11 protein-coding genes and 1 pseudogene are annotated in these 13,109 nt (G+C 62.8%); 8 read left to right on the top strand and 4 right to left on the bottom strand.

Features of this window, described 5'->3' with window-relative positions:
• The gene (locus PUQ42_RS02045; protein ID WP_087405418.1) at window positions 1–1,317 is read left to right on the top strand and encodes a TolC family protein; all 1,317 of its coding nucleotides are present in this window, start codon (window positions 1–3) and stop codon (window positions 1,315–1,317) included.
• 191 nt (window positions 1,318–1,508) lie between these two features.
• Window positions 1,509–2,390 (top strand): enoyl-ACP reductase FabI, encoded by an 882-nt coding sequence (locus tag PUQ42_RS02040; RefSeq protein WP_087309990.1) that lies wholly within the window; start codon window positions 1,509–1,511, stop codon window positions 2,388–2,390.
• A 235-nt stretch (window positions 2,391–2,625) separates the two neighbouring features.
• Here PUQ42_RS02040 and cydB read toward each other — a convergent pair whose 3' ends face one another.
• The 3 genes and pseudogenes from cydB to PUQ42_RS02025 all read right to left on the bottom strand — a co-directional run.
• Complete coding sequence (gene cydB, locus PUQ42_RS02035; RefSeq protein WP_273370498.1) at window positions 2,626–3,768, bottom strand: cytochrome d ubiquinol oxidase subunit II; 1,143 nt, start codon at window positions 3,766–3,768, stop codon at window positions 2,626–2,628.
• 3 nt (window positions 3,769–3,771) lie between these two features.
• On the bottom strand, window positions 3,772–5,337 hold the full coding sequence (locus tag PUQ42_RS02030) for a cytochrome ubiquinol oxidase subunit I (protein ID WP_087405416.1): 1,566 nt from the start codon (window positions 5,335–5,337) through the stop codon (window positions 3,772–3,774).
• Between the two features lie 210 nt (window positions 5,338–5,547).
• Window positions 5,548–5,745 (bottom strand): annotated as a pseudogene (locus PUQ42_RS02025) (DUF4492 domain-containing protein); the annotation flags it as partial.
• A gap of 194 nt (window positions 5,746–5,939) precedes the next feature.
• On the opposite strand from PUQ42_RS02025, the gene PUQ42_RS02020 reads away from it, so the two are divergent.
• Together PUQ42_RS02020 and PUQ42_RS02015 are read left to right on the top strand one after the other, a co-directional pair.
• Window positions 5,940–7,379 (top strand): Na+/H+ antiporter NhaC family protein, encoded by a 1,440-nt coding sequence (locus tag PUQ42_RS02020; RefSeq protein WP_273370494.1) that lies wholly within the window; start codon window positions 5,940–5,942, stop codon window positions 7,377–7,379.
• Window positions 7,376–8,026, top strand: a complete 651-nt coding sequence (locus PUQ42_RS02015) for an HAD family hydrolase (protein ID WP_087405413.1) — start codon at window positions 7,376–7,378, stop codon at window positions 8,024–8,026. The genes PUQ42_RS02020 and PUQ42_RS02015 overlap by 4 nt, the downstream gene beginning before the upstream one ends.
• 140 nt (window positions 8,027–8,166) lie before the next feature.
• On the opposite strand, the gene PUQ42_RS02010 is transcribed toward PUQ42_RS02015, so the two are convergent.
• Window positions 8,167–9,303: a sigma-54-dependent transcriptional regulator gene (locus PUQ42_RS02010; protein ID WP_273370490.1), complete on the bottom strand. Its 1,137-nt coding sequence runs from the start codon at window positions 9,301–9,303 to the stop codon at window positions 8,167–8,169.
• Between the two features lie 236 nt (window positions 9,304–9,539).
• Here PUQ42_RS02010 and PUQ42_RS02005 point away from each other — a divergent pair, with 236 nt between their 5' ends.
• The 4 genes from PUQ42_RS02005 to thyA all read left to right on the top strand — a co-directional run bounded on the left by PUQ42_RS02005 (window position 9,540) and on the right by thyA (window position 13,104).
• Window positions 9,540–10,238, top strand: a complete 699-nt coding sequence (locus tag PUQ42_RS02005) for a DUF4290 domain-containing protein (RefSeq protein ID WP_273370488.1) — start codon at window positions 9,540–9,542, stop codon at window positions 10,236–10,238.
• A gap of 63 nt (window positions 10,239–10,301) precedes the next feature.
• Window positions 10,302–11,447: a TlpA disulfide reductase family protein gene (locus PUQ42_RS02000; protein WP_273370486.1), complete on the top strand. Its 1,146-nt coding sequence runs from the start codon at window positions 10,302–10,304 to the stop codon at window positions 11,445–11,447.
• Window positions 11,444–12,214 (top strand): UDP-2,3-diacylglucosamine diphosphatase, encoded by a 771-nt coding sequence (locus PUQ42_RS01995; RefSeq protein WP_087310008.1) that lies wholly within the window; start codon window positions 11,444–11,446, stop codon window positions 12,212–12,214. Before PUQ42_RS02000 ends, PUQ42_RS01995 begins: the two co-directional genes overlap by 4 nt.
• A complete protein-coding gene (gene thyA, locus PUQ42_RS01990; protein WP_273370484.1) occupies window positions 12,211–13,104 on the top strand; it encodes a thymidylate synthase in 894 nt (297 codons plus the stop codon). The genes PUQ42_RS01995 and thyA overlap by 4 nt, the downstream gene beginning before the upstream one ends.
• Window positions 13,105–13,109 lie beyond the last annotated feature (5 nt).

Here is a 13,109-nt window from a genome sequence, read left to right as displayed (position 1 = left end):
ATGAAGATCAAAAAGCTATATATGGCCATCGGCGTTCTCCTGCTGTCGGCGGCGGCCGTTCGGGCCCAGCAGGTGCTTCCGCTCACGCTGGACGAGTGCCGCGCGCGGGCCCTTGCCCACAGCGAGGAACTGCAGCAGGCCGGCAACCGCCTCGAGCAGGCGCGTCTCGACCGGCAGATTGCCTCGGCGGCTTCGCTTCCGAAGATCGAGGGGTCGGCCACGGGGGCCTATGTTGCCCCCGATATCGACATGATGGGGATGGAGTTGCGCATGCGCGGCACCTACATGGCCGGCCTGACCCTCACACAGCCGATCTACGCCGGCGGCAAGATTGCGGCGGCGCGCCGCATGGCCCGCATCGGCGAGGAGGCGGCCGGCGAGCAGCTGCGCATGACCCGCATGGAGGTGCTGGTCGAGGCCGACAACGCCTATTGGACGCTGGTGGCCGTCGAGGGGAAGGTGCACATGCTTGAGAGTTATGCAGCACAGATGGATACGCTCTACTCGCAGACGGCGGCGGCCGTCAAGGCGGGTATGGCCATCGAGAACGACCGGCTGCGCGTAGAGTCCAAACGCAGTGAGATCCGTTATCAGTTGCAGAAGGCCTGCAACGGGGCCGATCTGTGTCGCATGTCGTTGTGCCGGGTGATCGGTGTGGGGAGCGACGTGCGGCCCGTACCGACCGACACCCTCTTCCGGGCGTCGGCGCCGGGCGAACTGTCGGCAACCCTCGAAACGCGCCCCGAGTTGCGGATGCTTGAGCAGCAGGTGGCCATCGGCGAGCAGCAGATCCGCGACGCCCGTTCGGCGATGCTCCCCACGGCGGGACTTTCGCTGGGGTATACCTATTATGGCAACATCAAACTCAACAGCATGGTCGATGCCGGAGGCGGAAACTACGTTCCCTATACGCAGGAGTTCCGCGATGGCCTGGGTCTGGCGATGCTGGCCGTGAAGGTTCCGATCTTCCACTGGGGCGAGGGGCGCAAAAAGGTGCGCAAGGCCCGTTTCGAACTGCAGAATGCGCAGCTCGAACTGCAGAAAAACACGCGTTTGATGACCCTCGAGGCCGAGCAGGCGATCCGCAACGTCGAGGACGGTTATCGGATGATTCAGACTGCTGAACTGGCGCTGCGCCAGGCCGAGGAGAATCTGCGCGTGATGCGCAACCGCTATGCGGCGCAGATGGCTCCGCTGACCGACCTGCTCGACGCCCAGTCGCAGTGGCAGCAGGCCGCCAGCAACCGGATCGAGGCCGAGACGCAGTACCAGATCTACCGGACGGAGTATCTGCGTGCAACCGGACGGCTGGAGTGATCTCCGCCGTGTTCGGGTAATCCCGTGCGGCAGATGTTTTCCGAATGGCCACTTCGTTCATGAATACATGTCGATGTGACCCTTGTTTTGTGCGAGATCGAAAAACGGGCCCGGCACGCCGCGAAATTCCCCGTTTCGTGGCGAATGAAAAAAAATTGTTATATTTGCCCGAATTTTTAATCCAAAATACAATGGCATACAACTTATTGAAAGGAAAGAAGGGTCTTATCTTCGGAGCCCTGAACGAGCAATCCATTGCCTGGAAAGTGGCGGAACGTGCCGTGGAAGAGGGTGCCGAGATTGTCCTCACCAATACTGCCGTTTCGATCCGCATGGGAACCATCAGCCAGTTGGCTGAAAAATGCAATACGATTGTCGTGCCGGCCGATGCCACGAGCGTCCCCGATCTCGAAAACCTCATCGACAAGACCATGGAGCATTTCGGCGGCAAGTTCGACTTCATGCTCCACTCGATCGGCATGTCGCCCAACGTCCGCAAGGGGCGTACGTACGACGATCTGGACTACGACTATCTCTCCAAGACGCTCGATATCTCGGCCATCTCGTTCCACAAGGTCATTCAGGTCGCCCGCAAGAAGGACGCCATCAACGAGTGGGGTTCGATTGTGGCGCTGACCTACATCGCCGCCCAGCGTACGTTGTACGGCTACAACGATATGGCCGATGCCAAGGCGCTGCTCGAGTCCATTGCCCGCAGCTTCGGATACATCTACGGCCGTGAGAAGCACGTGCGCATCAACACCGTCTCGCAATCGCCGACGCAGACCACCGCAGGCAGCGGCGTGCTGGGGCTGAACGATCTGATGTCATTTGCCGAGAGCATGTCGCCGCTGGGCAACGCCACGGCCGAGGATTGTGCCGACTACGTGCTGACGCTCTTCTCCGATCTGACGCGCAAGGTGACGATGCAGAACCTCTACCACGACGGCGGTTTCTCGTCGATGGGCATGTCACGCCGCGCCATGAAGACCTACGAGAAGGGTATGCGTTTCGACGACGTGCACGAGCACCAGTATCCCTTCGGCGGCGGTCCTGCCGAGGAGACGAAGTAATCGGAGCCGGGGCCGGAGAAAGGGGCCGGAAGACGGAGACTGGAAGCCGGGACCGGAGAAAGGGGCCGGAGGAAGGGGCCGCAGACGACGGAATTTCCTTGTCGGGCCTTTGCCGACCAGCCGGCCGACCCGTATGGCCAGCCGGACCGAATAACCGATCCGAATGGAAAAAGAGCGGAAGCTGCAGCTTCCGCTCTTTTTCCATGCCCGGGTGTCGGGTTTGCCAGTGCCGGGATCAATACTGATGCCCGCCCTCGTGCAGTTCGTCGCGGGTCAGCGGGCGCCGGTTCAGGGCGCGCCATACGTACCAGATGTAGGCCACGACGAAGGGGATGAAGAGCGATACCCACGCCATGACGCGCAGCGTGAAGAGGCTCGACGAGGAGTTGGCGATGGTGAGCGACGACTGCAGATCGCTCAGCGACGGATAGTAGGCCGTCTGATTCCAGCCGGCCGTCAGCAGCAGGGTCAGCACCGTGAGCACCGTTCCCACACCGCCGAACCAGATGGCGCTGCGGCGGCCGCTCCACCCCAGGCGGATGCTCCACAGCACGGCCACCACGCCGACGAGCAGTACGGCGGCCACGCAGGGCATTTCGAGCAGGTTGTGGAGATACTTGTGGGGCTCCATCGAGATGCGGCCCGCGGCATCGGCCGTGGCACCGTCCGAGACGAGCAGCGCGACGAGCCAGACGACGAACAGCACAACGAAGACCGGCCCCGTGCGGCGCATGAGGCTGCGGGCCCGCTGACGGAGCGTCTCGTCGTCAACGTCGTTGATCAGGTACTGACACGCCAGAGTCAGCGTCAGCAGCGTGACGCTCACACCGAGCAGCACGTTGCGCCAGTCGGCGACGGCCTCCAGTCCGTGCCAGGGCGAACTCCACTGCGAGATGACCGCAGCGCCGCCCTGTTCGGTCAGATTGAGCCGGTCGACCGTAAACTCCGCACCGGTGAAGAGCGTCCCGACGGCCGTTCCGATCAGCAGCGGGCCGAGGATGCCGTTGATCATCAGGAAGACGTCGAAGGTGCGCTCGCCGAAGACGTTCGAGGGTTTGCGGCGGTATTCGTAGGCAACGGCCTGCAGCACGAAGCAGAGCAGGATGGCCATCCAGACGTAGACCGCGCCGCCGAACGACGTCGAGTAGAAGAGCGGGAACGAGGCGAAGAAGGCGCCGCCGAACGTAACCAGCGTGGTGAAGGTCAGTTCCCACTTGCGGCCCAGCGAGTTGACGATCAGGTTGCGCTCCTCCTCCGAGCGCCCGAGGCGGTAGAGGAGGGCCTGGCCGCCCTGGACGAACATCAGGAAGACGAGCAGGGCGCCCAGGAGCGCGATCAGAAACCACCAGTAGTGTTGAAGCAGAGACAGCGTATCCATGGTTTAGTTGTTTTTCGGTCCGATCTTGATTTGGCGGAAGAGGATGCTCAGCTCGGCGATGAGCAGGGCGGTGAAGAGTACCAGGAAGAGGAGGAAGGTCGTGGTGACCGAACCGCTGGGGATCTTCGAGGCGGCGATGCTTACGGGCATCAGCTCCTGAATGGCCCAGGGCTGGCGGCCCACCTCGGCAACGATCCATCCGGCCTGCGAGGCGAGGTAGGCGAGCGGAATTGTCCAGACGGCCACCCACAGCAGCCAGCGCTTCGAGGCGAGACGGTCGCGGCGGTTCAGCCACCAGACGACGGCCAGCAGCAGGATGAAGAAGCATCCGGCGCCGACCATCACGCGGAACGAGTAGAAGAGCAGCGGCACGTTGGGGACGAGCTGTTCGGGGCGGTCGATGTATCCGTAGCCGAAGTAGGCGAACTTTTCGCGCAGGAAGGTCTCGCCCTCGGGGGTCGAACGGTCGAATAGGCGGCTCACGGCGGCCATCGTGGCCGTATCGCCGGCGTTGCGGGCCTCGCGGTAGCGGGCCAGCGTGTCGATGACCTCCCGTCCGCGCGCCATCTTCTCAGCGGCCGGCAGGATGCCCCGTTCGGCATCACCCTCGAGCAGGTCGTTGATGCCCGGGACGTAGGCCTCCGTATCGCGGAAGCTCATGACGGAGAGCAGTTTCGGAATGTCGATCTTGAAGTGGAAGGCGTCGTCGTTCGAGTGGCGTTCGGCTTCGGGGCGCAGCACGCCGATGACCGTGAGCGGTGCCCCCTCCTCGCCGTCGTAGAGGGCCTCCATGGCAGCCAGTTTCATGGGCTGGGTCCGGGCGGCGATGGCACCCGATCGGTCGCCCGTGTAGGCGGTCAGCAGGGCGAAGACCAGTCCGAAGACCGAGGCCAGGGCGATGCTCTTCGAGGCCATGCGCTTCTCGCGGCCGCGCAGCAGGTACCAGGCGCTCACGCCGACGACAAACAGCGCCGCCAGGGTGAACGACGAGGTGACCGTGTGGAAGAATTTGTTGACGGCCACGGGCGAGAGGGCCACCTCGGCGAACGAGGTCATCTCGTTGCGCACGGTGTCGAGGTTGAAGTCGCAGCCCACGGGGTGCTGCATCCAGGCGTTGGCCACCAGGATCCACCAGGCCGAGAGGTTGGCGCCGATGGCCGTGAGCCAGGTGGCCGTCAGGTGGAAGCGTTTGGAGACCTTCTCCCAGCCGAAGAACATCACGGCCACGAACGTCGCCTCGAGGAAGAAAGCGAAGATTCCCTCGATGGCCAGCGGTGCGCCGAAGATGTCGCCCACGAAGTGGGAGTAGTTGGACCAGTTGGTTCCGAATTCGAACTCGAGGATGAGTCCCGTGGCCACGCCGATGGCGAAGTTCACGCCGAACAGACGCATCCAGAATTTGGTGGTGCGGCGCCAGAATTCGTCTCCAGTGCGCACGTAGAGGGTCTCCATCAGGGCGACGAGGACCCCCAGACCGAGAGTCAGCGGGACGAACAGCCAGTGGTAGATGGCCGTCATGGCGAATTGGGCCCGTGACCAGTCGACGGTCGATAGGTAATCGCTAAACATAGGTTATCAATGGTTGTTGAGGTTTGTTGCGTGTGCAGCGGGGGAGGATTGTGCCGCCGGGGTTGACCGGGCGGCTTTTGGACCCGGATCCGTTGCGGCTGCGGCGGGGGCGTATGGCGCCGGGTCTGAAACAGCGGCGGCCGGGGCCGGATCGACAGTTGCCGGGGCCGGATCTGTTGTGATCGCCGGGGCCGTGGTGACAGTAGTCGGGGCTGTCGGGGTGAGCTCCTCGAGCAGGTGCGAAGACCGCTCCTCCGAACTCCGGCCCGCCAGCGGATCGGGCATGAAGAAGAGCTTCAGCACGGCGAAGAGCACGAACAGTTTGATGAGAATGATGGCCCAGAGTGTGCGTCCGAGCGTCATCTCCCGGAATCCCTCCACATAGAATCGAATCACGTTTCGCAGCATATCGGGTGTTGTCGTACGGTGTCGCCGGATTTGGTCCCGACGGTGCCGTTCGTTGGATAAAGGTAATGAAAAAATGAATTCCCAAACACCTCTCCGTTCAAAACTTTTCCTCCGGTTTCGTCGCGGAGGCCACAAAGTGGCTGTTTTTCGATGAAAATTCGTACTTTTGCCCGCGAAAAAATTTGTTGAATCCCATGAAGGAAAATATCGACAAACTCCCCTCGCCGTGGGTGTCGGCCATTCCGCTGGTGGTGCTTACCCTGTTGCTCTACGCGGTGATCCGCGCCTTCGGGGGCGGGGCCATCGACGGCGGCAGCCAGATTGCGCTGCTCTCGGCCACGTCGGTCTGCGTGATGCTCTCGATCGGGCTGTACCGCTGCCGCTGGTCGGTGCTCGAGGAGGCGATCATCGAAAACATCCGCGCCTCGGCTTCGGCCATCCTGATCCTGCTGCTGATCGGCGCCATCGCCGGCACGTGGATGATCTCGGGGGTGGTCCCCACGCTGATCTACTATGGTCTGAAGATCCTCCATCCGACGTTTTTCCTCGTTGCCTCGTGCGCCATCTGCGCCATCGTGTCGCTGATGACCGGCAGTTCGTGGACGACGATCGCCACCATCGGTGTGGCGCTGATGGGCATCGGCCGGGCGATGGGCTTCCCCGAAGGGTGGGTGGCCGGCACCATCATCTCGGGCGCCTATTTCGGCGACAAGCTCTCGCTGTTGTCCGATACCACGGTGCTGGCCTCGTCGACCGTCGGCGTCAACATCTTCACCCACATCCGCTACATGCTCTACACGACCGTGCCGTCGATGCTCATCGCGCTGGCGACCTTCACCGTCGCCGGACTGACGCTCGCCCACGGCACCTCGACCCATGCCGAATTCTATGCCGAAACGCTGGCCGCGACGTTCCGCATCTCGCCGTGGCTGCTGCTCGTACCCCTGGCCACGGGTATTCTGATTGTGCGCAAGCTGCCGGCCATCGTGACGCTCTTCTGTGCGGTGGTCTTCGCCTGTGTGGCGATGCTGGCGGCGCAGCCCCATCTGGTGATGCAGGTCGGCGGCGGGGCGGAGCTCGACGCTATGACGGCCTTCCGCGGCGTGCTCACGACCTGCTACGGACACACGGCCATCCCGACCGGCGTGGCGCAGCTCGACGAACTGGTCGCCACGCGCGGCATGGCCGGCATGCTCAATACCGTGTGGCTGATCATCTGTGCGATGTGCTTCGGCGGGGTGATGACCGGCAGCGGCATGCTGCGCTCGCTGACGGAGATCTTCCTGCGCTGGGTGCGGCGGACCTTCTCGGCCGTGGCCTCGACCGTCGGCGCCGGGATCTTCTTCAACCTCTGCACGGCCGACCAGTATATCTCGATCATCCTCTCGGGGCGCCTGTTCCGTGATCTCTATGCCGAACGGGGGTTCGAAGCGCGGCTGCTGAGCCGTTCGGTGGAGGATTCGGCCACGGTCTGCTCGGTGCTGATCCCCTGGAACTCGTGCGGCATGACGCAGGCCACGGTGCTCGGCGTCTCGACCTTCGTCTACATGCCCTATTGCATTTTCAATATCGTTTCGCCGCTGATGTCGCTGCTGGTGGCGGCCATCGGCTGGAAGATCAAAAAACAGCAATGAATACCCAATTAGTCATCTTCGACCTCGACGGCACGCTGCTCGATACGATCGGCGACCTGGCCGTTGCCTGCAACGCCATGCTGGCCCTGCGGGGGCTTCCGCAACACTCCTACGAGGAGTATTGCCACTTTGTCGGCAACGGCATCCTGCGCCTTGTGGAGCGGGCGCTGCCCGAGGAGCTGCGTACGCCCGACAACGTGGCGGCGGCGCGTGCCGACTTCGTGAAGTACTATGTCGACCACATCGACTGCCATACGAAACCCTATGCCGGCATTCCGGAGCTGCTGGCCGAACTCGCGCAGCACGGCGTGCAGCTGGCCGTGGCCTCGAACAAGTTCCAGGAGGGAACCTCGAAACTCATCGCGCGCTTCTTTCCCGAAGTGGCCTTTACGGCAGTCTTCGGACAGCGTCCCGACGTGCCGCTGAAGCCCGATCCGGCCGTCGTCGAGGAGATCCTCGCCCGCAGCGGCGTGGCGAAGGAACACGTGCTCTATGTCGGCGATTCGGGGGTCGACATGCAGACGGCCCGTGCGGCCGGCCTGCAGTCGGTGGGGGTGACGTGGGGCTTCCGCGACCGTGCCGAGCTGGAGGCGACCGGCGCCTGCCGGATCATCGACCGTCCCGACGAACTGCTGGCGCTGCTGTAAGGGCGGCACGGCGAATGGGTGACGGCCGGCTGCGGCTGAGGTCGTTGCGGCTGCGGCATGCGGCCGTGGTGGCTGTGATATGCGGCGGATGGTTGCCTGGCGGTTGGAGGCGGTGAAAGGCGGCAGCCGGCTGCGGAGCGCTACTGACAGTAGAGACGCACGTCGTTGGCCGTGATGCGCTCGCCGGAGAGGATCAACAGCCGCTCGACGACGTTGCGCAGTTCGCGGATGTTGCCCGTCCAGGGCATTCCGCGCAGCAGCGCGACCGCCTCCGCGTCGATCTCTTTGGGCGGTTTGCCGTACTCTTCGGCCAGCGTGCGGATGAAGTGGTCGACCAGCGCGGGTATGTCGTCGGGGTGCTCGCGGAGGGCCGGGACCCGCACGACGATCACCGCCAGACGGTGGTAGAGGTCCTCGCGGAAGTTGCCACGGCGGATCTCCTCGCGCAGATCCTTGTTCGTGGCGGCGATCACCCGCACGTCGACCTCGATCTCCTTGTCGCCGCCCACGCGGCTGATGCGGCTCTCCTGCAGTGCCCGCAGCACCTTGGCCTGTGCGGCGAGCGACATGTCACCGATCTCGTCCATGAAGAGCGTGCCGCCGTCGGCCTGTTCGAATTTGCCCTTGCGCTGTTTGATGGCTGAGGTGAAGGCTCCGCGTTCGTGGCCGAAGAGCTCGCTCTCGATCAGCTCCGAGGGGATGGCCGCGCAGTTCACCTCGACGAACGGCGCCGCGGAGCGCGAACTCTTCGCATGCAGCCAGCGGGCTACGAGCTCCTTTCCCGTACCGTTCTCGCCGGTGATCAACACCCGCGCCTCGCACGGCGCCACCTTCTCGATCAGCTTGCGGACGTGTTCGATCTCGGGCGAGAGTCCGATGATCGCCTCGGCCTGTGCGGGATGGGCCCGGCGGCTGCGGCGCGGTGCGGCAGCCGCCGCGAAAGGGGTGGGATCCGGGTGGTCGACGGCCTGGTGGACGGACTGCAGCAGACGGTTCATGTCGACGGGTTTGGTCAGAAAGTCCTGCGCACCGTTGCGTACGGCCTTCACGGCCGTGTCGATCGAGGGGTCGGACGAGAGGGCAATGACCGGAACGCCCGCATCGGGAATCCGGAAGGCGGCGTCCGAGATGATCACGTCGAAGGGGATCTTCCCGCACAGGGCCGTCGCCTCGGCCTCGTCCTCGGCCGCCTCGGCCGAAAAACCTTCGTATTCCAACCGCTCACGCAAGACGTTTCGCACGCTTTTTGAACGGTCCAGAATTAAAACTTTTGCCATAGTTTGTTTTTGCTGAAATTTTACTACTTTTGCCGAAGACAAACTCCGGTCATGCCTCTGTTTTGCACGGCTTCAGAGGCAAAGGTAGGGCTTTCTGCGGCGTAAAACCAATTTCGCAAGCCGTACCCGGAGCCCGGCGTTTCGGATGAAAACCTCTTGATTCGGTTCATTGCCGCAGGCCGCGCGGACTCTCCGGCGGACGTTTCGGAACACGATGTCGAACCGCATGCAACAATATGAAAAAGAACTATAACTACACACGACGCAAGTTGTACCTGCCCGAGTACGGGCGCCATATCCAGGAGATGATCGACTCGCTCATGGAGATCGAGGACCGGCACGAACGCAACCGTCAGGCCCGGGCCGTCATTGCCGTGATGGGCAATCTGAACCCCCTGCTGCGCGATACGGCCGACTTTACCCACAAACTCTGGGATCACCTCTTCATCATGTCTGATTTTCAGCTGGATGTCGATTCGCCCTATCCGCGGCCCACGCGTCAGGAGCTGACCGTCTCGCCCCGCCACATGGCCTACACGCAGAGCCGCATCGCCTACAAGCACTACGGCAAGTATGTCGAGCGGATGATCGGGTCGCTCGCGACGGTGAAGGATCCGCGCGCGGTGGCCTCGACGGTCGACAACCTGGCCCGCTACATGCGCGCCAAGAGTTACGAATACAACCAGGAGCATCCCAACAACGAGGTGATCGTTCGCGACATCAAGCGCATGTCCGGAGGGAACATCGAGATCGACGAAGTGGCCCTGAACAATCTCCGAAGCGACTACAAACAGCCCTTTTCGGCACGTCCCCAGAAGGGTCCCCAGCAGCACCGCCCGCCCCACGCGCAGCAGCAGCGGTCCAAAAACCGCAACCAGCAGCAACACCGCAATTTCGCAAAAAATAACGGGGCTCACCGCAATTCTTCGAAATAAACGGCGCGGAATTCCGAAAAAAGTGCTATCTTTACTTTCATCAAAACGCGTAAAAGTTCATCCATGAATCGTCAAACGCTTTTAGGAACGCTCCTGACGGCGGCACTGCTGTGCGGCTGTCAGTCGTCGAAAGTGAAAATCTCGGGCCGTTTCGTCGGAAACGAAGCCAGAGAGGTCTATCTGGAACAGATGACTCCGCTCGCATCCTCGGTCGTCGATTCGACGACGCTGGCCGCGGACGGCAGCTATGAATTCCGTCTCAAGGAGGTCGCACGGACCCCCGTTCTCTACAACCTGATCTATAACGGCGAACGCATACCGCTGCTGGTGGCAGGCGGTGATCGGCTGACGGTCTCGTCGGTGGGCAGCGTCGTGCGCAACTATACGGTCGAAGGATCCGTCGAATCGGATCTGCTGCGTCAGTTCTACCAGGCCTTCGTCGAGGGGGCGCAGCAGCTGGACGTCCTCGCCGCACGCTTTGCCGAACCCTCCCTGACGGAGGAGCAGCGCAAGGAACTTACGGCCGAATATACGGCCGAATACTACCGCATCCGCCGCGAACAGCTGCGCTTCATCATCGAGAACAAATCCTCGCTGGCGGCCGTCTATGCCCTCTACCAGCGGCTGCCGGGTGATGCCTACCTCTTCAACGGCGACAGCGACGTGGTCTACTACCGCACGGTGGCCGACGCCCTCGAGGAGAGCTATCCCGAATCGCCCTACCTGCAGTCGCTGCTGGCCGAGATTGCCCGCATGGATGCCCGCATGAGCCTCTCGTCGCGCATCAGCGAGTCGCCCTATCCCGATCTGGAGCTGATGGACATCTACGGCAAGAAGATCCGCCTTTCGTCGCTGGCCGGCAAGGTGATCCTGCTGGATTTCTGGTCGGCCGAACTCGGGTCGAGCAATCAGCTCAATGCCGAACTGAAGGAGATCTACCGCAAATATGCCGATGCCCCGGTGGGCTTCGAGGTCTATCAGGTGGCCATTGACACGTCGAAACCCCTGTGGATCACGGCCGTTCAGGAGCAGCAACTGCCTTGGGTTTCGGTGAGCGATCTGCGGGGCCGCGGCTCGGCATCGCTGGGTCTCTACAACGTGCAGAAACTCCCGACCAACTTCCTGATCGACAAGGACGGCGTGATCGTCGCCCGCGACATCTACGGCAAGGAGCTGGAGAAGAAACTGGATGAACTGACCGGATTATGATCTATTTCGCTTCCGATGTCCATCTGGGGGCGGGTGACCGACGGGAGGCCCTGCTGCTCGAACGTCGTTTTGTCGGGTGGCTCGACCGCGCGGCCCGGGATGCGGAGGCAATCTTTCTGGTGGGCGACATCTTCGACTTCTGGTTCGAATACCGGCGGGTGGTGCCCAAGGGTTTCGTGCGCACGCTCGGCAAACTGGCCGAACTGACCGACCGCGGCATCCGCGTGGTCTTCTTCACGGGCAACCACGACATGTGGGTGGGCGACTATCTGCGGTGCGAATGTGGCGTGGAGATCTTCACCTCGCCGCAGCTGCTCACGCTTCACGGCCGGCGGATCTTCGTGGCCCACGGCGACAACATGAACATCGACGATCAGCCGATGCTGAAGCTGCTGAACAGGACGTTCCGTTCGCGGACGCTCAAATACCTCTTTTCGTGGGGTCTTCACCCCGACCTGGCGCTGAAGTTCGGCCACTGGTGGAGCCGCAAGTCGCGCCGGAAGCACAACGCGGCCGACGAACGGGCCCGGCTGACGGGCCGCGGCCAGGGCTTCGACGCCCGGCTCACCGAACCGCTGATCGACTATGCCCGCCAATACGCCGCCACACACCGTGTTGATGACTTCGTCTTCGGTCACATGCACTTCGCGCGGGAGTTCCGCGAGGGGAGTCTCCATGTGGTGAACCTCGGGGGTTGGGAGAAGAACCCCTCCTATGCGGTGCTGGACGACGGGGGGCAGCTCACCCTGAAAATGCTTGAATCATGAAACAATACCTCGATCTGCTGCAGCGGATCCTCACGGAAGGGGTCGTGCGCGGCGACCGCACCGGAACCGGCACCAAGGGGGTCTTCGGCCACCAGATGCGCTTCGACCTGGAGGCGGGCTTCCCGCTGCTGACCACCAAACGGGTCTTCCTGAAAGGGGTGATCCACGAGCTGCTGTGGTTTCTGCAGGGGGATACCAACATCGCCTACCTGGTGCGCAACGGCGTCCATATCTGGGACAATGACGCTTACCGCTACTATAACGAACTCTGTGTGAAGAACGGCGTGCTGCCGCTCGGACGCGAGGCCTTTCTCGAGGCGGCGGGCGAGGAGTCGCCCATCGACGGTTACCGTTTCGGCGACCTGAACCACGTCTACGGTTACCAGTGGCGTTCGTGGCCGCGGCCCGACGGCGGGGTGGTGGACCAGATCGCCCGGGCCGAGGAGCTGATCCGCACGAATCCCGAATCGCGGCGCATCGTCGTCTCGGCGTGGAACGTGGCCGAGATCGAGCAGATGGCCCTGCCGCCGTGCCACGTGTTGTTCCAGTTCTATGTGGCCGAAGGGCGGCTTTCGTGCCAGCTCTACCAGCGGAGTGCCGACACGTTCCTCGGCGTGCCGTTCAACATCGCCTCCTACGCGCTGCTGACGATGATGATGGCCCAGACGTGCGGACTGCGCCCCGGGGAGTTCGTCCATACGCTGGGCGACACGCACCTCTATCTGAACCACCTGGAGCAGGCGGCCGAACAGCTCCGCCGCGAGCCGCGGCCGCTGCCGACGATGCGGTTGAATCCCGCCGTCGGGTCGATTTTCGATTTCCGTTACGAGGACTTTTCGCTCGAGGGGTACGATCCCTGGCCGGCGATCAAGGCCCCGATGTCGTTCTGATCAAT

This window comes from Alistipes megaguti (assembly GCF_944320325.1).
Classification (GTDB): domain Bacteria; phylum Bacteroidota; class Bacteroidia; order Bacteroidales; family Rikenellaceae; genus Alistipes; species Alistipes megaguti.
The sequence above is the reverse complement of the archived record's forward strand: the minus strand, read 5'-3'. Positions and strand labels throughout refer to the sequence as shown.